At 74.2% G+C, this 21,066-nt stretch carries 19 protein-coding genes; 14 read left to right on the top strand and 5 right to left on the bottom strand.

The window, feature by feature from the left end; genetic code table 11:
• Window positions 1–53 precede the first annotated feature (53 nt).
• The gene (locus Sfr03f_RS03515) at window positions 54–470 is read right to left on the bottom strand and encodes a VOC family protein (protein WP_108952206.1); all 417 of its coding nucleotides are present in this window, start codon (window positions 468–470) and stop codon (window positions 54–56) included.
• A gap of 215 nt (window positions 471–685) precedes the next feature.
• On the opposite strand from Sfr03f_RS03515, the gene Sfr03f_RS03520 reads away from it, so the two are divergent.
• Window positions 686–1,444, top strand: a complete 759-nt coding sequence (locus Sfr03f_RS03520; protein WP_108953414.1) for an SDR family NAD(P)-dependent oxidoreductase — start codon at window positions 686–688, stop codon at window positions 1,442–1,444.
• A gap of 52 nt (window positions 1,445–1,496) precedes the next feature.
• Here the strand turns inward: Sfr03f_RS03520 and Sfr03f_RS03525 are convergent, their stop codons facing one another.
• Entirely contained in the window at window positions 1,497–2,474 is a 978-nt protein-coding gene (locus Sfr03f_RS03525) for an MBL fold metallo-hydrolase (protein ID WP_108952207.1), read from the bottom strand.
• Between the two features lie 501 nt (window positions 2,475–2,975).
• Window positions 2,976–3,551: a DUF2087 domain-containing protein gene (locus tag Sfr03f_RS03535; protein WP_108952209.1), complete on the bottom strand. Its 576-nt coding sequence runs from the start codon at window positions 3,549–3,551 to the stop codon at window positions 2,976–2,978.
• Between the two features lie 287 nt (window positions 3,552–3,838).
• Between Sfr03f_RS03535 and Sfr03f_RS03540 the strand changes: the two genes are divergently transcribed.
• From Sfr03f_RS03540 to Sfr03f_RS03565, 6 genes are all read left to right on the top strand, one after another.
• Window positions 3,839–4,675 carry an SAM-dependent methyltransferase gene (locus Sfr03f_RS03540; protein WP_108952210.1) on the top strand — a complete coding sequence of 279 codons (837 nt, stop codon included), beginning with the start codon at window positions 3,839–3,841 and terminating at the stop codon, window positions 4,673–4,675.
• Between the two features lie 155 nt (window positions 4,676–4,830).
• Entirely contained in the window at window positions 4,831–7,371 is a 2,541-nt protein-coding gene (locus Sfr03f_RS03545) for a sensor histidine kinase (RefSeq protein WP_108952211.1), read from the top strand.
• A 66-nt stretch (window positions 7,372–7,437) separates the two neighbouring features.
• Window positions 7,438–8,166, top strand: coding sequence for a response regulator (locus tag Sfr03f_RS03550; RefSeq protein WP_108952212.1), 729 nt, complete (start codon window positions 7,438–7,440; stop codon window positions 8,164–8,166).
• A 22-nt stretch (window positions 8,167–8,188) separates the two neighbouring features.
• Window positions 8,189–8,962 carry a (Fe-S)-binding protein gene (locus tag Sfr03f_RS03555; RefSeq protein ID WP_108952213.1) on the top strand — a complete coding sequence of 258 codons (774 nt, stop codon included), beginning with the start codon at window positions 8,189–8,191 and terminating at the stop codon, window positions 8,960–8,962.
• On the top strand, window positions 8,959–10,545 hold the full coding sequence (locus tag Sfr03f_RS03560; RefSeq protein WP_108952214.1) for a lactate utilization protein B: 1,587 nt from the start codon (window positions 8,959–8,961) through the stop codon (window positions 10,543–10,545). Before Sfr03f_RS03555 ends, Sfr03f_RS03560 begins: the two co-directional genes overlap by 4 nt.
• Window positions 10,542–11,177 (top strand): LutC/YkgG family protein, encoded by a 636-nt coding sequence (locus tag Sfr03f_RS03565; RefSeq protein ID WP_108952215.1) that lies wholly within the window; start codon window positions 10,542–10,544, stop codon window positions 11,175–11,177. Before Sfr03f_RS03560 ends, Sfr03f_RS03565 begins: the two co-directional genes overlap by 4 nt.
• 96 nt (window positions 11,178–11,273) lie before the next feature.
• On the opposite strand, the gene Sfr03f_RS03570 is transcribed toward Sfr03f_RS03565, so the two are convergent.
• Window positions 11,274–12,731: an aminotransferase class I/II-fold pyridoxal phosphate-dependent enzyme gene (locus Sfr03f_RS03570; protein WP_108952216.1), complete on the bottom strand. Its 1,458-nt coding sequence runs from the start codon at window positions 12,729–12,731 to the stop codon at window positions 11,274–11,276.
• Between the two features lie 191 nt (window positions 12,732–12,922).
• Between Sfr03f_RS03570 and Sfr03f_RS03575 the strand changes: the two genes are divergently transcribed.
• The 7 genes from Sfr03f_RS03575 to Sfr03f_RS03605 all read left to right on the top strand — a co-directional run bounded on the left by Sfr03f_RS03575 (window position 12,923) and on the right by Sfr03f_RS03605 (window position 19,738).
• Entirely contained in the window at window positions 12,923–14,041 is a 1,119-nt protein-coding gene (locus Sfr03f_RS03575; protein WP_108952217.1) for a glutamate--cysteine ligase 2, read from the top strand.
• 126 nt (window positions 14,042–14,167) lie between these two features.
• Window positions 14,168–14,629 carry a MarR family winged helix-turn-helix transcriptional regulator gene (locus tag Sfr03f_RS03580; protein ID WP_108952218.1) on the top strand — a complete coding sequence of 154 codons (462 nt, stop codon included), beginning with the start codon at window positions 14,168–14,170 and terminating at the stop codon, window positions 14,627–14,629.
• A gap of 254 nt (window positions 14,630–14,883) precedes the next feature.
• Window positions 14,884–16,641: an MFS transporter gene (locus tag Sfr03f_RS03585; RefSeq protein WP_245967381.1), complete on the top strand. Its 1,758-nt coding sequence runs from the start codon at window positions 14,884–14,886 to the stop codon at window positions 16,639–16,641.
• 266 nt (window positions 16,642–16,907) lie between these two features.
• Window positions 16,908–17,303 (top strand): cell division protein SepF, encoded by a 396-nt coding sequence (locus tag Sfr03f_RS03590; protein ID WP_108952219.1) that lies wholly within the window; start codon window positions 16,908–16,910, stop codon window positions 17,301–17,303.
• A 119-nt stretch (window positions 17,304–17,422) separates the two neighbouring features.
• Entirely contained in the window at window positions 17,423–18,634 is a 1,212-nt protein-coding gene (locus tag Sfr03f_RS03595; protein ID WP_174721526.1) for an AAA family ATPase, read from the top strand.
• A complete protein-coding gene (locus Sfr03f_RS03600; RefSeq protein WP_108952220.1) occupies window positions 18,631–18,963 on the top strand; it encodes a nucleotide pyrophosphohydrolase in 333 nt (110 codons plus the stop codon). Before Sfr03f_RS03595 ends, Sfr03f_RS03600 begins: the two co-directional genes overlap by 4 nt.
• A gap of 220 nt (window positions 18,964–19,183) precedes the next feature.
• Window positions 19,184–19,738, top strand: a complete 555-nt coding sequence (locus Sfr03f_RS03605) for a DUF6099 family protein (RefSeq protein ID WP_372514439.1) — start codon at window positions 19,184–19,186, stop codon at window positions 19,736–19,738.
• A gap of 90 nt (window positions 19,739–19,828) precedes the next feature.
• On the opposite strand, the gene Sfr03f_RS03610 is transcribed toward Sfr03f_RS03605, so the two are convergent.
• The gene (locus Sfr03f_RS03610) at window positions 19,829–21,007 is read right to left on the bottom strand and encodes a glycosyltransferase (RefSeq protein ID WP_108952221.1); all 1,179 of its coding nucleotides are present in this window, start codon (window positions 21,005–21,007) and stop codon (window positions 19,829–19,831) included.
• Window positions 21,008–21,066 lie beyond the last annotated feature (59 nt).

A 21,066-nucleotide genomic window follows, 5' to 3' on the forward strand; every position in this document is an offset into this window, starting at 1 on the left:
TACCCGGCGACGTCCTCCCTGCCTACGCCCCGTCCGCGTGCCGGGGCGTGCCCTCAGCCGAGGCCGTTGGCCTTGAGCCACTCCGGGTCGGGGGCGACCTGCTGCAGCACCTCCACCAGCAGCCCGTCGGGCCCGGCCACCTGGAACCGGCGCTGACCCCACGGCTCGGTCACCGGTTCCATGATCACGTCGAGCCCGGCCCGGACCAGCCGCTCGTGCTCGGCGTCGACGTCCGCCACCAGGAACGCCAGCAGCGCGCCGACGATCTCCTTGCCGCGGGTCGCCGCCGGCCACGACTCGTGGTCGGCGCGGACGAAGTCCACGCAGAGCTGCGGGTGCTGCGGGTGCTGGGTGTTCACGTACCAGCCGAGGTCGACGTTCACGGCGAACCCGAAGTGCTCGGTGAGCCAGGCGGCGGCGCCGGCCGGGTCCTTCGCGGCGTAGGCGGCTCCCACTATCGAGGCCTGCATGCGCGATTCCTTTCGACGGTGACGGGCTGTCAGGCTAGGGCCTCGGGGGCCGCTGCGGTGCGCGTTCGCGGCAAACCATGATCGGTTCGAGCCGGCGCCTGGCGCCCGGCGCCTGGCGCCCGGTGCCCGTGCCGGTGCTGGGCGGGCCCGCGGGCGTGGGACCACAGCAGCCGTGCGGGGGCCGCGGCTCCGGCGGGCCCACCGGGCCTGCGACCATGGCGGGCATGACAGGCACGACAGCATCCGCCCCCCTGATCACCGTCGTCACCGGAGGAAGCCGCGGCATCGGCGCGGCGGTCTGCCGCCGTCTCGCCGCCGAGGGCCACGACCTGGTGATCGGCTACCGCTCCGGCGCGGAGGCCGCCGAACGCGTGGCGGCCGACGCCTCCGCGCTCGGCGTCCGGGCCGTCGCGGTCGCCGTCGACACCTCGGACGCGGCCTCGGTGGACCGGCTCTTCGACACGGCGGCCGAACGGCTGGGCGCGGTCACCGGCCTGGTGAACAACGCGGGCGTCAGCGGCCCGGTGGGCCGGCTCGCCGACGCGGACCCGGAGGGCATGCGCGACGCGCTGGGCGTCAACCTCCTCGGCTACCTGCTCTGCAGCCGGCGCGCCGTCCGGGAGATGACGGCCGCCTCCGGCGGAGCGATCGTCAACATCTCCTCCGCGGCGGCGACCCTGGGCAGCCCCGGCGAGTACGTGCACTACGCGGCGGCCAAGGCGGCCGTGGACACGATGACGGTCGGGCTGGCCAAGGAGGTCGCCGGCGACGGCATCCGGGTCAACTGCGTCGCCCCGGGCACCGTGTGGACCGAGTTCCACGCCGACCCGGAGCGGCCCGCACGGATGGGGGAGTCCACCCCGATGGGCCGCTCAGGACAGCCGGAGGAGATCGCCGGGGCGGTGGCCTGGCTGATGTCGGACGACGCGTCCTACACGACGGGTGCGGTGCTGCGGGTGGCGGGCGGCCGGTAGGTCACGCCCGGCCCGGCCGGTCACGCCCTGTCCGGCCTCCGGGAGGTGGGGCTCAGCGGCCGGACAGGTCCCAGGCCAGCTGGGCCACCTGCTGCATGATGGGCAGCATCCCCGGGTGGTCGCCGTTGTCCAAGTGGCGGTACTCGCTGCCGATGGTGATCACCAGCCGTTCGGGCAGGCCGAGTTCGGGGTAGTTGCCCTCGCCTATCACCCGGCGCGCGGCCTCGGCGGCGGGGACGCCGGCGGCGTGGAAGGCGTGCGCCCGCTCGGCGACGTACTCCAGGTAGCCGATGTGCACCTTGAGCCCGGCCGCGCTCAGCACCGGACCGTGGCCCGGCACGAAGGTCCGCGCCCCGGTGGCCAGGAACCGTTCGCAGGACTCGATCAGGTTGCCGAGCGGGCCCGCCCAGTGCGACGGGTGGTCGCCGGGCTGCGCGGCCGTGCTGCCGAACACCACGTCACCGGTGAACACCACGTCCGCCTCCGGCAGATGGACGAACAGGTCGCCTACCGTGTGCCCGGGCGGCAGCGAGGCGAGGCGGACCGTGTGGCGGCCCACCGTCAGCTCGTGCTCCCCGGTGAACGTCTCGGTCACCGTGGGCAGTTCGGTCGCCGACCAGTCGAAGACCCCGAAGTGCCGCCGGACGTACGAGCCCCACGGTGTCGCCGGGTCGACCGCCCCGGCCAGGGCGTGCAGCTGGTCCGGCGTGGGCTCCAGGCACAGGTGCGCCCTGGCCGCGTCGGTGGCGACCACCTGGGCCCCGGGCAGCACGCAGGCGCCCCACAGGTGGTCGCCGTTGGCGTGCGTGACGACCACCCGGTCCACGTCCGCGCCCGCCGGCAGCAGTGCACGGCTCGCGGCCAGGAACTCACCGGCCAGACGCCGGTCGTAGGGACTGTCGATCCATAGCGCGGAGTTCTCGCCGACCAGCAGCCCGCAGTTGGCCAGGCCCCATCCGCGTCGCCCCGGCAGAAGGGCGTACAGCCCCGCGCCGAGCTCCGTCAGTGGCCCTCCGTGCGTGATCGTCATGCCACGCGATTATGCAGACGCCCGCGACTTGCACCACCGCGCCGGACGGCGGTTGGCCGGAACTCGCCTCCGGCGCCGGCCGTGCCTCACGCCCCGCTGCTCACCCGGCACGCCACTACCGCGAGCCCGACCAACAGCGCAGGCGTCAGCCACGTCCACCGCATCACCGCGCGCGCCGACGGCACCAGCCGCAACGCGCCGACCGCGCCCGCCGAGAGGATGGCCAATACGCACCCCAGTTCGATCCCTCCGTACGCCGCGTCGTCCGACGCCTCGTCCGGCCGCGTCACCACGGCCCGTCAGTTCGGCGCCGCTGTGAAGGCCGGTGCAGGTGTCACTCCTGGGGCGCCGGCCCGGTCGCTGCGGCCGTCCGGTGCCCCAGGCCGACCGGCGGACCCGTGCATGCGTCGCCCTGTGCGCGCCTGAGCCCGTCAGCCGTCAGCCGTCAGCCGTCAGCCGTCAGCCGTCGGCCGTCAGCCGTCGGCCGTCAGCCGTCGGCCGTCAGCCCGTGAGCGCCGCCGGGGCGTCGTCGGCGCGACGGCGGTAGACGCCGTCGTGACGGTCGAGGTGGCCGAGGTCGACGAGGTAGCGGCGGAGGGTCACATGGTCGACGGGGGCGTCGTCGTCGCACCAGGCGGCGAGGCGCTCGTTCACGGCCCGCTCCGGGTAGGCGACGTCGAGGTCGAACGAACGCTCGGCGACGTGGCGCAGGACCTGCCGCTTGCGGTCCCAGCGGGCCGGCAGGCGCACCAGGCGGCCGTCGCGCACGAAGGTGCCCAGCAGGGCCTCGGTCGCCGCGTCCCCCGTGCCGTGGTCGACGGCCGGGGCCGCCGGGCGCCGGGCGGTGTCGCAGAACCGGGCGTACGCGACGGCGAGCCCGGCCTCGTCCTGGACCAGCGCCCCGCCGTCCAGCAGCCGCCGCACGGCCTGCACCGCGTCCTTCGGCCGCACCCCGGCGTCCTCCGCGGCCTCGGTGGTGGTCCGTGCCCCGAGGGTGACGGCGGCGAACACCCGGGCCCGGGTCGCGTCGGCGAGCAGGCGGACCAGGTCGGGGGCGTCGGAGGGTGTGGAGTTCATGGCGGGTCCTTCCTGGCGGTCGCGGGCGGCGACCGGGACGGTGGTGGGCGCGACGACGGGAGGCGATGGTGGCGGGGCGACGGCGACGGGGCGACGTCGGCGGGGCCGCGGTCCACGATGCCCCGCCGAGAGTGCCCGCCGCCTCCGGTTTTCGGCGGGGGCGTCCGGTCCCGGGTCCGGCGCGGGCACCCCCACATCGCCGACCCGGCGGCGGCGGGGTGACAACACCCCTAGAATCCCTGCCAATTGATCACGTCACCGTCCCGCCCACCCCCCGGGAGTCCGCCATGTCCGGAGCCGACAGCACGCCCAGCACCTCCAGCACGCCCGAGGTCCCCAGGATCGACACCAGCAAGCCCCACCCGGCCCGGATGTACGACTGGATGCTCGGGGGCAAGGACAACTACCCGGTCGACGAGGAACTGGCCCGGTACATGCTCACCCTGGAGCCGAACCTGCCGCTGATGGCGAAGATGAACCGCGGCTTCATGCACCGCTCCACCCGCTGGCTCGCGCAGCAGGGAATCCGGCAGTACCTGGACATCGGCACCGGCATACCGACCGAGCCCAACCTGCACCAGATCGCCCAGGAGGCGGCCCCCGAGGCACGGGTCGTCTACTGCGACAACGACCCGATCGTCCTCGCCCACGCCGAGGCCCTGCTGCGCGGCACCCCCGAGGGAGCGGTGGAGTTCCTGCACGCGGACGCCCGGGAGATCGACGTCGTCCTGGAGAAGGCCGCCAAGGTGCTGGACTTCGGCCGGCCGGTGGCCGTCTCGCTCATCGCCCTGCTCCACTTCGTGAGCGACGAGGACGGCGCCGGCCGGCTGATCGAGCGGGTCAAGGAGGAGCTGACCCCGGGGAGCTACCTGGTGCTGTCCCACTTCACCACCGACTTCTACTCCGAGGCGGACGTGCGCCAGGCGACCGCCACGGCCAGCGCCCGGGGCTACAACGCCAGCCCGCGCAGCCGCGAGCAGTTCGAGCGGTTCTTCGACGGACTGGAACTGGTGGAGCCGGGCGTGGTGCTCGCCGAGCAGTGGCGCCCCGAGCTGGGCGAGCCGGTCCCCGGCCAGGGGGACAGCACCAGCTCGGCGTACGCGGCGATCGGCCGCAAGGTCTGACCCCTCCATCCGCCCGGGGCCGCGCGCCGAGCCGGCCCCCACCCGGCGGCGGCGCCCGCCACCGCGCCGCCGCGACCCCCTGCCCGCCCTCGCCGATCCGCTGCCTCCACACTGGAGGGGACGCGCCGTCGAGCGAGAAGCAGAGGACCAGCCGCATGACCCCCGCCCGCGGACGACTCCGCATCTACCTGGGAGCCGCCCCCGGCGTGGGCAAGACCTGCGCGATGCTCGACGAGGCGCACCGCCGGATGGAGCGCGGCACGGACTGCGTGATCGCCGCCGTGGAGCACCGGGACCGGCCCCGCACCGCGCAGCGGCTGGAAGGGCTGGAGGCGGTGCCGCGGCGCCCGGACGGCGAGGTGGACGTGGCCGCCGTGCTGCGCCGGGCGCCCGCCGTCGCGCTGGTCGACGACCTGGCGCACACCAACGCACCGGGCGGCCCCCGCGCGAAGCGGTGGCAGGACGTGGCCGAGCTCCTCGACGCGGGCATCGAGGTGATCACCACCGTCAACATCCAGCACCTGGAGTCGCTGGGCGACCTGGTGGAGTCGATCACCGGCGTGCGCGAGAGCGACACCGTGCCCGACGAGATGGTGCGCCGCGCCGACCAGATCGAGCTGGTCGACATGTCGCCGCCCGCGCTGCGCCGCCGTCTGGCCCACGGCAACGTGTATCCGCCCGACCGGATCGACGCGCGGGTCTCGCACTACTTCCGCCTCGGCAACCTCACCGCCCTGCGCGAGCTGGCGCTGCTGTGGGTGGCCGACCGCGTCGACGAGTACCTGACCCGCTACCGCAGCGAGCACCGGGTGTCCGCCGTGTGGGGCTCCCGCGAGCGGATCGTGGTGGGGCTGACCGGCGGACCCGAGGGCCGCACCCTGATCCGGCGGGCCGCCCGGCTCGCCGAGAAGGGCGCCGGCGGCGAGGTGCTCGCCGTGCACATCGCCAGCCGCGACGGCCTGCCGGCCGCCCCGCCCCGGGAGCTCGCCCTCCAGCGGACCCTGGTCGAGGAACTGGGCGGTACCTTCCACCACGTCGTCGGCGAGGACGTCCCCAGCGCCCTGCTGGAGTTCGCCCGCGGGGTGAACGCCACCCAGATCGTGCTCGGCGTCTCCCGGCGCAAGGCCTGGCAGTACGTCCTGGGGCCCGGCGTCAGCTCGACCGTCGCCCGCGACTCCGGGCCCGACATCGACGTCCACCTGGTCACCCACGCCGAGGCCGGCAAGGGCCGCGGCCTGCCCATGGCGCGCGGCAGCCGGCTCGGCCGGTCCCGGACGGTGGCCGGCTGGGTGACCGGCGTCGCGGGCCCGGGGCTGCTCACCCTCCTGCTGCTCGGCATCGGCGTGGGCGGACCGATCGGGCTGGCCAACGAGATGCTGCTCTTCCTCGCGCTGACCGTCGCCGCCGCGCTGCTGGGCGGGCTGCTGCCCGCGCTGGCGTCCGCGGCGGTCGGCTCGCTGCTGCTCAACTGGTTCTTCACGCCGCCCGAGGGCACCCTCAGCATCTCCGAGCCGCACAACGTGCTCGCCCTCACGGTCTTCGTGTCGGTGGCCGTCTCCGTCGCCTCCGCCGTCGACCTGGCCGCCCGCCGCACCCAGCAGGCGGTCCGGCTGCGCGCCGAGGCGGAGATCCTCTCCTACCTCGCGGGCAGCCTGCTGGGCGGCGGCAGCGGGCTGCAGGCCCTGCTGGAGCGGGTCCGCGAGACGTTCTCCCTCCAGTCGGCCGCCCTCCTGGAACGCGAGGAGGCGGACGCCCGCTGGACCTGCGCCGGCAGCGTCGGGCCGGGCCCGGTGGCGGCCCGGCCGGAGGACGCCGACGTCGACGTGCCGGTGGGCGACCGGATGGCGCTGGCCCTGTCCGGCCGGGTGCTGCCCGCCGAGGACCGCCGGGTGCTGGCCGCCTTCGGCGCGCAGGCCGCCGTCGCCCTCCAGCACCAGCGGCTGCGGCGCGAGGCGGAACAGGCCCGCGAGCTCGCCGAGGGCAACCGCATCCGCACCGCGCTGCTGGCCGCGGTGAGCCACGACCTGCGCACCCCGCTCGCCGGGATCAAGGCGTCGGTCTCCTCGCTGCGGTCGGAGGACGTGGAGTGGTCCGAGGAGGACCGCGCCGAGCTGCTCGCCGCCATCGAGGACGGCGCCGACCGGCTGCACCAGCTGGTGGGCAACCTGCTCGACATGTCCCGGCTGCACACCGGCACCGTCGCCCCGCTGATCCGGGAGGTCGACCTCGACGAGGTGGTGCCCAAGGCGCTCGGCGGAGTGCCGCACGAACAGGCGGACCGCGTGGTGCTGGAGGTGTCCGAGTCGCTGCCGATGGTCGCCGTCGACCCGGGGCTGCTGGAGCGGGTGGTCGCCAACGTGGTGGAGAACGCCGTCAAGTACAGCCCCGACCCCGCCCCGGTGCGGGTGTCGGCCAGCGCGCACGGCGACCGCGTGGAGCTGCGGGTGGTGGACCGCGGGCCGGGCGTCCCCGAGGAGACCAAGGAGCGGATGTTCGAGCCGTTCCAGCGGCTGGGCGACGCCCCGCGCGGCGCGGGGGTCGGTCTCGGCCTCGCCGTGGCCCGGGGGTTCGCCGAGGCGATGGGCGGGGCGCTCGCCGCCGAGGACACCCCCGGCGGCGGGCTGACCATGGTCCTCACCCTTCCGGCCGCACGCACGGGGGTGGCCGGGGGAGCGGCGGCCAGGGAGCGCGCGTAGTCTCCCGGAGGACCGGTGAGCAGCACCGGCCGGGCGACCGGAGCGAGACGGAGAGAGGCGACCGCGATGCCGCGCAGCACGGGGGAGGCTGCCCGCAGGGCCGGGCCGACCCGGGTACTGGTGGTCGACGACGAACCGCAGATGGCGCGGGCGCTCGTCATCAACCTCAAGGCGCGCCAGTACGCGGTGGACGTCGCGGCCGACGGCGCGCAGGCACTGCGGCTGGCCGCCGAACGCCACCCCGACGTGGTGCTCCTCGACCTGGGGCTGCCCGACATGGACGGCGTCGAGGTGCTGCGGGGCCTGCGCGGCTGGACCCGGGTCCCGGTGATCGTGCTGTCCGCTCGGCACAGCAGCGACGAGAAGGTGTCGGCGCTGGACGCCGGGGCCGACGACTACGTCACCAAGCCGTTCGGCATGGACGAGCTGATGGCGCGGGTCAGGGCCGCGGTGCGGCGCGCCGAGCCGCTCGGGGCGGAGGACGCACCGGAGGAGGGCGTCGTCGAGGCCGGCGACTTCACCGTCGACCTGCGGGCCAAGAAGGTCAGCCGGGACGGCCGGGACGTGCGGCTCACCCCGACCGAGTGGCACCTGCTGGAGATCCTCATCGGCAGCCCCGGGCGCCTGGTGAGCCAGAAGCAGCTGCTGCAGGAGGTGTGGGGGCCGACGTACACCCGCGAGACCAACTACCTGCGCGTGTACATGGCCCAGCTGCGCCGCAAGCTCGAGCCGGACCCCTCGCACCCGCGGCACTTCATCACGGAGCCCGGCATGGGGTACCGGTTCGAGTACTGAACGGCCGACGAAGGGAGGCGCCGTGCGGATCGGTCTGTTCGCCACCTGTCTGGGGGACACGCTCTTCCCCGACGCGGTGAAGGCGACCGCCGTACTGCTCGCCCGGCTGGGCCACGAGGTGGTCTTCCCGCCGGAGCAGACCTGCTGCGGCCAGATGCACGTCAACACCGGGTACCAGCGCGAGCCCGTCCCGCTGGTGCGGAACTTCGCCGAGCAGTTCGGCGACCCCTCCCTGGACGCGGTGGTCATGCCCTCCGGCTCCTGCGCCGGCTCGGTCCGCCACCAGCACGAGATCGTCGCCGCACGCTACGGCGACGCGGCCCTGCGGGCCCGGGTCGCCGCCGTGAAGGCGAAGACGTACGAGCTCTCCGAGCTGCTGGTCGACGTCCTCGGCGTCACCGACGTCGGCGCGTACTTCCCGCACCGGGTCACCTACCACCCGACCTGCCACTCCCTGCGGATGCTGCGCGTCGGCGACAAGCCGCTGCGGCTGCTGCGGGCCGTCGAGGCGATCGACCTGGCCGAGCTGCCCGAGGCGGACACCTGCTGCGGCTTCGGCGGCACCTTCGCGCTCAAGAACGCGGGGACGTCCGCCGCCATGCTGCGGGACAAGACGGACGCCGTCCGCTCCACCGGCGCCGACGTGTGCACCGCCGGTGACTCCTCCTGCCTGATGCACATCGGCGGCGGCCTGTCGCGCATCGAGGCGGGCACCCGCACCCTGCACCTGGCGCAGATCCTCGCCTCCACCCGCACCGCCCCCCACCCGCTCCCGCAGCCGGAGGCCACCCGATGAGCAGCCCGACCGGCGGCGGCACCTTCCTCGGCCTGCCCGCCGTCCCGTCCCGCCCGCCCTACGGCACCGGCAACCTGCGCGGCGACCGCGCCTTCCCCGAAGCCGCCCGCGAGGAGCTCGGCAACGACCAGCTGCGCCGCAACCTCGCCAAGGCCACCCGCACCATCCGCGGCAAGCGGCTCGCGGTCACCGCCGAACTCCCCGACTGGGAGCAGCTCCGGGAGGCCGGCGCGGCCATCAAGACCGACACCATGAACCGCCTGCCCGAGCTGCTGGAACAGCTGGAACGCAAGGTCACCGAGCACGGCGGCACGGTCCACTGGGCCCGCGACGGCGTGGAGGCCAACGAGATCGTCACCCGCCTGGTCCAGGAGAGCGGCAGCGACGAGGTCATCAAGGTCAAGTCGATGGCCACCCAGGAGATCGGCCTCAACGAGCACCTGGAGAGCCGGGGGATCACCGCCCACGAGACCGACCTGGCCGAGCTGATCGTGCAGCTCGCCGGCGACAGGCCGTCGCACATCCTGGTCCCCGCCATCCACCGCAACCGCGAGGAGATCCGGGACATCTTCCGCGCCGGCATCCCGGGCGTCGACCCCGGGCTGGACGCGGTGCCGGCGCACCTCGCAGCCGCCGCCCGCGCCCACCTGCGGAAGAAGTTCATGACGGTGCCGGTCGCCGTCTCCGGCGCCAACTTCGGCATCGCCGAGACCGGCACCCTCTCGGTCGTCGAGTCCGAGGGCAACGGCCGCATGTGCCTGACGCTGCCGCGCACGCTGATCACCGTGATGGGCATCGAGAAGGTGCTGCCCCGCTACCGCGACCTGGAGGTCTTCCTCCAGCTGCTGCCCCGGTCCTCCACCGGCGAGCGGATGAACCCGTACACGTCGATGTGGACCGGCGTCACCCCCGGCGACGGCCCCCAGGAGTTCCACCTGGTCCTGCTGGACAACGGGCGGACCGCCGCGCTGGCCGACCGGATCGGCCGCGAGGCCCTCAACTGCATCCGCTGCTCCGCCTGCCTCAACGTCTGCCCGGTCTACGAGCGGACCGGCGGCCACTCCTACGGCTCCACCTACCCCGGGCCCATCGGCGCCGTCCTGACCCCGCAGCTGGCCGGCATGGACGCCGCGAAGAACGACCCGAACAGCTCGCTGCCGTACGCCTCCAGCCTGTGCGGCGCCTGCTTCGACGCCTGCCCGGTGAAGATCGACATCCCCTCGCTGCTGGTCGAGCTGCGGCACCAGCACACCGAACGGTCCGGGACCACTGCCGAGAAGCTGGTGATGAGGGCGGCCGCCGCCGTGATGCGGCGGCCCGCGCTGTTCACCGCCGCGCAGAGGGTCACCGCCGCCCCGGGTCGGCTGGTCGCGGGCCGGGACGAGGTCGTCTCCCGCCTGCCGCCGCCGTTCGACGGCTGGACCGACAGCCGCGACCTCCCCGCCCCGCCGCGGCAGACCTTCCGGTCCTGGCTGGCCTCCGAGGAGGGCGCCGCCACCCTCCGCGAGGCCGCGGAGGAGGGCCGCCGCGACCGCGAGGGCCGTGCGGCGGGACGTGAGGACGACGACGAGGAGGCACGGTGACCTCGACCGCACGCGAGACGGTGCTCGGCCGGATCCGCGACGCGCTCGCCCTGGCCGGGCCGGGTGAGGTGACGGTCGAGCGCGCCTACCGCACCGGCCGCACCCTTCCCGGCCGGGAGCGGCTGGAGCTGCTCACCGGCCGCCTGGTCGACTACAGGGCCGGGGTGCGCACCTGCACCGCGGACCGCACGGCCGAGGCGATCGCCGAGGCCCTGCGGGAGCGCGGCGCGCGCCGCGTCGGCGTCCCCGCGGGACTCGACCCCGCCTGGCTCGCCGCCTTCGACGGCGAGGTCCGGCAGGACTCCGCCGACGTCCCGGCGCCTTCGCTCGACGCACTCGACGGTGTGGTCACCGCCTCCGCCGTCACCTGCGCGGAGACCGGCACGATCTTCCTCGACGGGTCCCCGGACCAGGGCCGGCGCGCGCTGTCCCTCGTCCCCGACCTCCACGTGTGCGTGGTCGACCTGTCCTCGGTGGTGGCCGGCGTGCCGGAGGCGGTCGCCCGCCTGGTGCCCGAGCGGCCGACGACCCTGATCAGCGGGCCGTCGGCCACCTCGGACATCGAGCTCGAGCGGGTCGAGGGCGTGCACGGCCCCCGCACCCTCGAGGTGATCGTCCGCACCGACGCCTGAGGCGCGGCACGGCACCCGCGCCGCCGGCGCGCCTGGCCTGCCGTACGGGCCTGATGCGCCTGACGGCCCTGACGCGTCCGTCAGGCCCGACGGGTTCTACGCGACCACGCGGAAGGTCTCGACCTTCTGGTCGGCGGCGTCGGGCAGCAGCATGCCCGCCTTAACGCCGCTGGTGAGGTAGTCCACGACCTCCTGGGTGATCACCTCGCCCGGGGTGACGGCCGGCACGCCCGGCGGGTAGGGCGTGATGGTCTCGGCGGCGACCCGCCCCACGGCCCGGTCCGCCGGCACGTGGTCCACGTTGCCGAAGAAGGCGTCGCGCGGCCGGATCGCCTGCTCCAGCTCCAGCCCGCCCGGCGAGGGGAGCAGCACCCGCGGGGGCCGCTCGACGGAGCCGGCCTCCTTGACGAGCCGCCGCAGGGAATCCACCAGCAGCGCCTCGGAGCGGTCGTCGTCGCCGTGGGTGAGGGAGGGGCAGATCCGCAGCGTGTCGGCGGCGCCCACGTCCACGTGGCACTCGGTGCGCAGCCACTCCGCGGCCTGCATGCCGGTGATGCCGAGTTCGCGCACGTCGATGCTGATCTTCAGCGGGTCGTGCTCGTGGGCCAGCCCTTCGCGGACGATCTCCTCGCCCATCACCGTGAGCCCGTCGGTGGCCGACAGGGCCTCGCGGATCCGCCGCGCGCGGGCCAGGGCCGTACCCAGCAGCTCCTCGCCCTGCTCCACCATCTGCCGCCGCCAGCCGTCCAGCGTCGCGTAGACGAGGGAGGAGGAGCTGGTGGTGCCCAGCAGGTCCTCGCGCTGCTTCAGCACCTCGGAGGAGATGCGGTCGCCCTGCAGGTGGAACACCGAGCTCTGCTCGATCGCGCCGCCCATCTTGTGCACGCTGGTGATCACCATGTCGGCCTCGGCGTTCATGCCCCAGGCCGGGAGGTCCGCGTGGAAGGGGAGGTGGGCGCCCCAGGCCTCGTCGACGATCAGCGGGACGCCGTACTCGTGGCAGACCCGTGCCACGCCGCGGATGTCGGCGCACGATCCCCAGTTGGTGGGCGTGACCAGCAGCATGCCCTTCGCGTCCGGGTGCTCCTCGAGCTTGCGCCGCACGTCGTCCGGCTCCGGCGGGTGGGCCAGGTGGCGCTCCGCGTCGAACTTGGGGTGCACCCAGATCGGGATCACCCCGTTGATGATCACCGCGGCGATCACCGACTTGTGGGAGTTCCGCGAGATCAGCAGCTTCTCGCCGGGGCCGGCCACCGCCAGCATGCCCGTCTTCACGGACAGGGAGCTGCCGCAGGTGGAGAAGAACGCCTCGTCCGCGCCGACCGCGTCGGCCATCAGCTCCTGCGCGTCGCTGAGCACGCCCTGCGACAGGCGCCGGTCGTCGAGCCCGTTCATGTTGAGGACGTCCGCGGCGAAGAGACCCTCGCCGAGGATCTCCTTGACGCGGGGGTCCGCGCCGCGGCCCTGACGGTGGCCCGGGGGGCCGTAGACCACGTCCCCTCGTCGGCGGAACTCCTCCAGCGCCTCCAGCACGGGCACGCGTGAATGGTCCACGGTCCTCCTCCTTCACGTCCGGTGACCGGGTCCTCGGCCACCGTGTACGGGTCGCCCTGCCCCCCGCTGCCAAACGCCGGGGCCCCCGTGGTGCCCCACGGGGGCCCCGCGCGGACGGGCGGGAACCGGTGAGGACTGATCGCGGGAACCCCCGGGAACACGAGGGAAACCCCGTCGAGAGAAAGGCCCCCGTGCGCACCGTCGGCGTCGAAGAAGAACTGCTCCTGGTCGATCCGGAGACGGGCGACCCGCGTGCCCTGTCCGGGGCCGTGCTCGCCCGCGCCGAGCGCGACCCCGCGGACGCGGACGTGTTCGAGAAGGAGCTCCACGGCCAGATGCTCGAGTTCGCCACGCATCCGCAGTCCTCGCTGGAGGAGCTGCAGAAGGAGATCGTCCGCTGGCGGGCCGATGCCGCCCGGCACGCGGCCGGGACGGGCGCGGCCGTCACCGCGCTGGCGACCTCCCCGCTGCCGGTGAGCCCGAAGGTCAGCACCAGCGAGCGCTACCGGTGGATGGTCGAGCGGTACGGTCTGGCCACCCAGGAGCAGATGGTGTGCGGTTGCCACGTGCACGTCTCGGTGGAGTCCGACGAGGAGGGCGTCGCGGTCCTGGACCGCATACGCGACTGGCTTCCCGTGCTGACCGCGCTGAGCGCCAACTCGCCGTTCTGGCAGGGCAAGGAGACCGGCTACCGCAGTTACCGCCGTCAGGTGTGGGAGCGCTGGCCCTCGGCCGGTCCGACCGAGCCGTTCGGCAGCCCGGAGGAGTACCACCGGCGCACCGACGCGATGGTCGCGACCGGGGCCATCCTGGACCGGCACATGGCGTACTACGACGCCCGGCTCTCCGACGCGTACCCCACCGTGGAGATCCGCGTCTCCGACGTGTGCCTGGACGCGGACACGCCCGTGCTGATCGCCGCGCTGGCCCGCGGCCTGGTGGAAACCGCCGCCCGGCAGTGGCGCTCCGGGGCCGAACCCGCCTCGTCGGCCAGCGTGAGCCTGGTGAAGCTGGCCGCGTGGCAGGCCTCCCGCTCCGGCCTGGACGGTGACCTCCTGCACCCCCGCACCTTCCGTCCCGCGCCCGCGCGCGAGGTGGTCGACGCGCTGCTCGAGCACCTGGACGGGGCGCTGGGCGACACCGGCGACCGCGACCTCGTCCACCGCACGGTCGACCGCCTCTTCAAGGAGGGCAACGGCGCGCGCGTCCAGCACGAGGTGTGGGAGAGGACGGGCAGCCTCCGCGACGTCGTCCTGGAGTCCGTCCGCCGCACCGCCGCCGAGCCCGGCGTTCTGGGCGGGTCCCGCTGACCGTTCGCCCGCCCCTCGATTCCGAAGCCCCCGGCCCGCCCCGGCCGGGGGCTTCGCCGTGCCTCACCGCGCCGCGAGAAGTATCTCTTTTGACATAGGTATCGACAGATACCTATCCTGGTCGGCATGTCCGATCACAGCGCGCGCACCGACCGAGTGGCCTCCGGCCTCGCGACGTGCCTGCCCGCGCTGTACCGGGCAGTGGACCGGCGGGTGGCGCGCGAGTACCACGTGCCCAAGCCCCCGGAGGCGCAGCTCGCCCTCCTGCGGTACGTGGAGGGCCATGACGGCGCCACGGTCCGTGAGGCCGCCGAGGCGTTGCAGATGAAGCCCAACAACGTGAGTGCGCTGGTGTCCCTCCTCACCGAGCAGGGCGAACTGGAGCGTCGCCAGGACGGCGCGGACCGGCGCGTCGCCCACCTCCACCTCACGGCCACCTCGCGCCGCCGGATCGCCGAGGTGCGGGAGCTGGAGGCCGGCGTCCTCGCCGAGGCGCTGCTCAGGCTCACCGACGGCGAGCTCGACGCGTTGGGCTCCGCGCTGTCGGCCCTCGGCGCGCTGGAGCGCGCCGTCCGCGACGGCGGCTGAGTCCTCCCTCCGCCCCCGGTGCCCGGCACGGAGCTCGCACCCGCTCCAGCGCCCGGCACGGAGCGCGCACCAGCCATCCCATTCCACCTCTTCCACCTCTTCCACCTCGCCACGTCCTCCACGCCCGCGGCGTGCCGTTGGCGTGCCTTCGCCCTGCCCGGCGGACGCACGCGAGCCGTCCGCCCGTCAGTTCGGGGGCGGTGTCCGTGGCGTCCCCTCGTAGACCTCCTCGCAGACAAAAGGCTCGATCCTCCATGCCCTCCACTCCCGTGGACTCCTCCCCGGTGGCCGCCGCGCGCGGTCCTCGCCGGGGCAACCCCTGGCTCGCCCTGATCGCGGTGTCGTTCGGTCTGCTGATGGTGCAGCTCGACGGCTCCGTCGTCGCCATCGCCAACCCGGCCATCGGCCGCGACCTGGGCGCCGACACCTCCGAACTCCAGTGGGTGACCAACTCCTACCTGCTGGCCCTCGCCGCCTCGATGATCCTCGGCGGCAAACTCGGCGACCGCTTCGGCAGGCGCCGCCACTACCTGATCGGCATCGCCGGCTTCGTCGTCACGTCGGTGGCCATCGGCCTGTCCGACAGCATCGGGACGGTCATCCTCTTCCGCGCCCTGCAGGGCCTGTGCGGCGGCATCCTGATGCCCAACACCCTGGGCATCCTGCGCTCCGTCTTTCCGCCGCGGCAGTTCCCCGTCGCGGTCGGCATCTGGGGGATGGTCTCCGCCGTCTCCACCTCCCTCGGCCCGATCGTCGGCGGTCTGCTGGTCGAGAACGTCGGCTGGCAGTGGGTCTTCCACCTGAACGCCCCGATCGGCGTGGTGGCACTCCTCTTCTCGGCGTGGGTCCTGGCCGAGTCGAGGAACTCCACCGGCCGCCACCGGTTCGACGTCGTGGGCGTGGTCCTGCTGGCCGCCGGTCTGCTCGCCCTGGTCTACGGGATCGTCACGGGCGAGACCTGGGGCTGGACCTCCGCGGGCACCCTCGGCCTGCTCGCGGCGGGCCTGGCGGTCCTGGTGCTGTTCGGCTGGTACGAGACCCGACAGGAGCACCCGCTGCTGCCGATGCGCCTGTTCCGCGACCGCTCGCTGACCGTCGGCGCGGTGATGACGGTGCTCAACTTCTTCGTGATGCTCGGCGGCATCTTCTTCATCATGCTGTACCTGCAGAACGTCCGCGGGTACAGCCCGGTGGAGGCCGGCGTCGCCACCCTGCCCATGTCGCTGGCCTCCCTGGTCGCCTCCCCGCTGGGAGCGCAGCTGAGCCGACGGCTGGGCGCGCGGGTCACGGTGCCGATCGGACTGCTGCTGTCGGCCGTCGCGATGTTCTCCATGCTGACCTGGACCGTCGACTCGTCCTACGCCACCATGTGGCTCCCCTACATCGCCATGGGGCTGGGCGTGGGGATCGTGCTGCCCGCGACCGCGGACACCATCATCGGCAACGCGCCGGTGAAGGACGGCGGCGTCGCCTCGGGGCTGCAGTCCACCATGCTGCAGATCGGCGGCGCCCTGGGCACCTCGGTGCTCGTCTCGGTCATCGGCGGCAGGGTCGGCTCGTCGCTCTTCGGCGAACTCACCGGCGCAGGCGTGCCCGAGGCCGTCGCGCACGGCCTGCGGGAGGCGGAGGACGCGGTCACCATGGGCATCGCGCCCGTCTCGCCGGAGATGCCCGCCGGGCTCAGGACCGCGGTCGTCGAGGGCGCGGGCCAGGCCTTCGTCAACGGCCTGCACGCCGCCGTGGTCGTCACCGGCGTGCTGTGCGTCCTCGGTGCGGTCGTCGCCGCCGTCGGCATCCGGCCCCGCGCCACGGATCATCCGGCGCCGGCCGCCGTCGCGAGGCCGCGGACGTCAGAGGCCGCCACGGAGCCTCCGACGCCGGCCGCCGCCGAACTCGGGACGCCGGCCGCCGCGGATCCGCGGACGTCGCCGGCCGCAGCCGAGCTTCGGTCGCCGGCCGCCGTCGCGGAGGATCGGGCGGCGGCCGCCGGGCCCGCAGCGGATCGGCGGTAGGACGCGGCCCGGGTCCCCGGACGGGAGCGGACCGTGACGGGCGGCACCGCCCCGCGCTGACCAGGCAGGAAGCCACGCCGACCGCGCGCCCCGGAGTGATCCCCCGGGGCGCGCGGTCGTATCCGGGGCCGGCCACCGCCGGTGGGTGGGACGCGATCGCAAGAACCGCCCCGCCCGTTCCGCGCGTCGGTTCGGCCGAACGGGTGAGCGCACGCCACAATGGGTCCGGAACGACCATCCGGACATGACGCGGGGGACCGACGGTGATGAGCAGGCGCAGGCACGACGTCACCGACGAACAGTGGGAGGGCCTGGCCGAGGTCGTGCCGCTGCGCGGCAGGGACGCGTGGCCCTCCCAGGTGGACCACCGAGCCCTCCCGGTGGAGGCCACCGAACCACGCCGCCGCTTCGTCGTGCTCCGGGTGAACGTGTTCGCCGACGCCCGCGAGGTCGCCGAGACCCTGATGGCCGGCGCCCCCGTCCTGCTCGACCTCTCCGGGGCCGAGGGCGACGTCGCCAAACGCGTCCTCGACTTCTCCACCGGCGTGGTGTTCGGTCTCGGCGCCTCCATGCACCGTGTCGACCGGAACGTCTTCCTGTGCACCCCGAACGGCGTCGAGGTGCAAGGCCTGATGGAAGGCCTCGGCGGCCCGCGGCCGTAACCCTCACGCCCCTCCGAGCAGGGGTGATGCGGCCGGCTGCGCTGACCGCGTCCCCCGATCGTAGGAAGCCGGTCCGGGCGGAACGGTTCGCCGCGGCGGCCCGCGCCTACCGTCCGGTCATGACCGTGTCCATGCCGTCAGACGTCCCGTCCCCCTCCCCGGTCCCGCACGACGCGGAGGCGGCGCGGGTCCCCGCCCAGCGCGCCGTCGCCGGCCGGGCCCGGGTCACCGAACTGCGGCTGTCCGCGTTCGCCTCGCACCGGCGGCTGCGCGTCCCGCTGGACGCCCCGTTCACCCTGGTCGCCGGACCGAGCGGCAGCGGCAAGTCCGGCGTGCTGCGCGCCTACGAGGCGCTGGCTCGGCTGGCCGCCGGGGCGGAACTCAAGGAGGCTTTCCCCGACGCCCTCTCCTGCGTCCCGGACCGCGCCCGCCCGGACGAGCAGGGACGCCGGGGCTTCCGCATCGGCTGCACCGCCGACGGGCCCGAGGGGCCGGTGCGGCTCGACGTCGCCGTGCAGGTCGAGCCCGAACTGCGCATCGTGGGCGAGCGGTTGAGCAGTGAAGGGCTGGTCCTCCTGGAGACCGCCCTGCGCGACCCGGGCCGCCGCGCCGTCCAGGCGGCCTGGCACACCGCCGGCGCCGCACCGGTCACCCGCGCCCCGCTTCCCGACGACCGGCTCGGCACCGCGCTGCTGCCGCTGCGGGTCGCGGGGAAGACGGAGGGGCAGCGCCGGGTGCTCACGGCCGCCGAGCAGATGGTGGTCGCCCTGCGGTCGGTGTTCGTCTGCGACCCGCGGCCCGCGCGGATGCGCTCCGCCGTGCCGCTGGGCACCGGCCGGCTGCTGCGCGGCTGCGACAACCTCGCCGACGTCCTTTTCCGCACCGGCTCCGAGTGCGGGCGGCGGCACGGGTTGCTGGTCGACGCGGTCCGCGCCGGCTGCGCGGGCCCGGTGGCCGGCCTGTTCGCCGAGCGGACCACCGACGGCCGGGTGCGCGCCCTGCTCGACCGGGGCGACGGGACCCGCACCGAGCTCGCCCGCCTCGGCGACGGCGAACTGCGGTACATCGCCCTGGCGTTGGTGCTGCTCACCGGTCCGGGCGTGCTGGAGGTGGACACCGTCGACGTGCCGGAGGCCTTCCAGACGCTCACCGTCCTCGCCGACGGCTTCGGGCAGGGACTCGACGCCCGGCAGCGCCGCGAACTCCTCGGCCTGGCGGCCCGGATGTGCGAGCGCGGCCACATCCGGCTGGTGGGCGCGGTCAACGACCTGTCCTGGGTGGAGGGCGAGGACGGCGGCGAGTCGGCGCGGGTGGTAGACCTGGCGCCATGACAGGAGATCGTGAACTCGCCGCGCTGCAGGCGCGCCTGACCGAGTTCGCCGCCGCGCGCCGCTGGGAGCCGTTCCACACCCCCAAGAACCTGGCGGCCGCGCTGAGCGTGGAGGCGTCCGAACTGCTGGAGATCTTCCAGTGGCTGACACCTGAGCAGTCGGCCCGGGTGATGGAGGACCCTGAGCAGGCGCACCGGGTGGAGGACGAGGTCGCGGACGTGCTCGCCTACCTGCTGCAACTGTGCGCGGCGCTGGGCGTGGACCCGTTGTCGGCGCTGGATGCGAAGATCGGACGGAACGAGAAGAGGTTCCCCGCGCCAGGGGCGTGAAGCCGTGTGCGGCGGGCGCCTGCCCTTGGCGGGGGCCGGGGACCGCCGGTGCCGTCGCGGCGGCACCTTCACTCTCCGGAGTTGTGGAGCGGGTCGTTCCCGCAGAGTTTTCCACAGATTTCCGGCATGGTCTGGCGTAACCGTGCCCGACCCTTCACTCTGGGTAGTGGAATCGATACGGCGTGCGCGGGGGCACGCGGAGCGAAACGGGGCGGCGTGGATGGACGCGGTGCGACTCATCGAGGCGGGCAGACGCGCGCTGGCGGTCAGCGAGGAACCCAAGGCCGTGGTGGCCGAGGTCTGGCAGGCGCATGCCCTGGCCCAGGCGGTGGGCAGCCGCCTGGCCGTCTACGGGCCGCCGGAGCTGCGCGGCGAGGCGATAGGCCTGGCCGAGCTGGCCGGGCGGGGCTGCGGGGTGCTCGGGCAGGCACCCTTCGGCGCCGAACACCTGCGGGCGGCCCGGCTCAGCTCGCTCGGTGACCCGTCCGAGGTGCTGGAGATGCTGGGCGAGCTGTTGTCCGAGGCCGGCATAGCCATGATCGGCCTCGCCCCCGCGGCCCCCGACGACGACACGTACTGGCAGTGCATGGAGGCGATCGACGCCGCCGACGAGTCGCGCGACCGCGTCCTGCAGATGATCCGCCGCCTGTCCCCGGACGGCGGGGCCGCGGGAAGCGGGTCCGTGGGAGGCGGGGCAGGCGGAGGCGGGCCCGGAAGAGGCGGGGCAGAGCGCGGTGCGGACCGGGCGACGCCTGCCGCCCCGGGGAGGCGGTAGGGCCACCCCGGACACCCTTCCGGAGTGACGCGACCACCCGCGCCGGAGGAGCGAAGGCCCGCCGACCAGGGGCCGCCGGCCGCGGTCGCGCTACTTCCGGCGGGATCTGGCCGTCTTCTTCTTCCCCGAGCTCGACGAGGGCCTGCCCGCCCGGCCGCGCTGGGGGCCGAGCGAGGGGGCGGACGGTCGCGGGGCGACGGCGGCCTGCCGGGCCGCGAACGTCCGGGTGATCTCGGTCTGGGAGCGGACGGACGCGGGCAGGTCGGGGATGCCCAGCAGCGTGTCGCACGCCTGGAGCGAGGCCGCAAGGTCGCCCACCCAGTACGCGGTGACCGCGTACTCGAAGAGCAGGCCCCAGCGGTACACCCAGGGCCTGATGAAGAGGAGGTCGTCCGGTTCGCCCCGGCCGACGACGGCACGGAGGATGGCGTGCGCGGTGTGGTGGCGGCCCTGGGCGCGCAGGCGTGAGGCGAGTTCGTAACAGGCTTCCAGCCGTTGAGGGCGTGCGTCCCAGGCGCGGGAGAAGGCGTCCATGGCCCCGGCCCAGTCGTCGCTTCTGTCGGCCTTGAGGATGCCGGCCTCCAGCAGCGAGCAGTAGACCTCCTCCTCCCAGCCGCCCATCGCGGCGCGGCGCTCGTACAGCGCGATCGCCTCCTGCGCGTGACCCAGGTCGCGTTCGGTGTTGGCCAGGTAGAACACCGTGCGCGGATTGGAGGGGTCGCGCTGCAGTTCGCGCCGCAGCAGGTGCGCGTCGCGCGTGAACTTGTCGCCGCGGCAGCCGCCGTCGGCATGGTCCTCGATCACCAGCGCGTCGAGGTTCCGCTGGTCGTCGGCCTCGTCGGTGCAGGGGTATTCGTGGGTGACGCCTTCGTAGCGCCAGGCCAGGTCGCCGCGCATGAGGTGCTTGAACCGGTGCTGGGTGCCCGGCGTGTCGTAGCGCAGCATGTACGAGGTCGCGGTCAGGCGGGGCAGCGGCGCGTCCTGGCGCAGCACGTGGTCGGCGTCGAGCGTGAGCAGGTAGTCGGCCCTGCCGCGGGCCCGTTGGATGTTGCGCGTGCGGTTGTGGCCGAAATCGACCCAGCGCTCCTCGTGGAGTTCGCCGGGGATGCCGTCGAGCGCCTTGCGGATCAGGTCCTGTGTGCCGTCGGTCGAGCCGGTGTCGGAGATCACCCAGGTGTCGATCAGGTGACGCACGGAACCTAGGCACCGCTCGATCACGTGCGCCTCGTTCTTGACGATCAGGCACAGGCAGATGGTCTGTTTCGTCATGTCTCACCGCTCCCGGATGCTGACCGCCCCTTCACGTGGAGGAGGCGTCACTGTGGCGC

It is taken from the genome of Streptomyces fragilis, from assembly GCF_003112515.1.
GTDB lineage: Bacteria > Actinomycetota > Actinomycetes > Streptomycetales > Streptomycetaceae > Streptomyces > Streptomyces fragilis.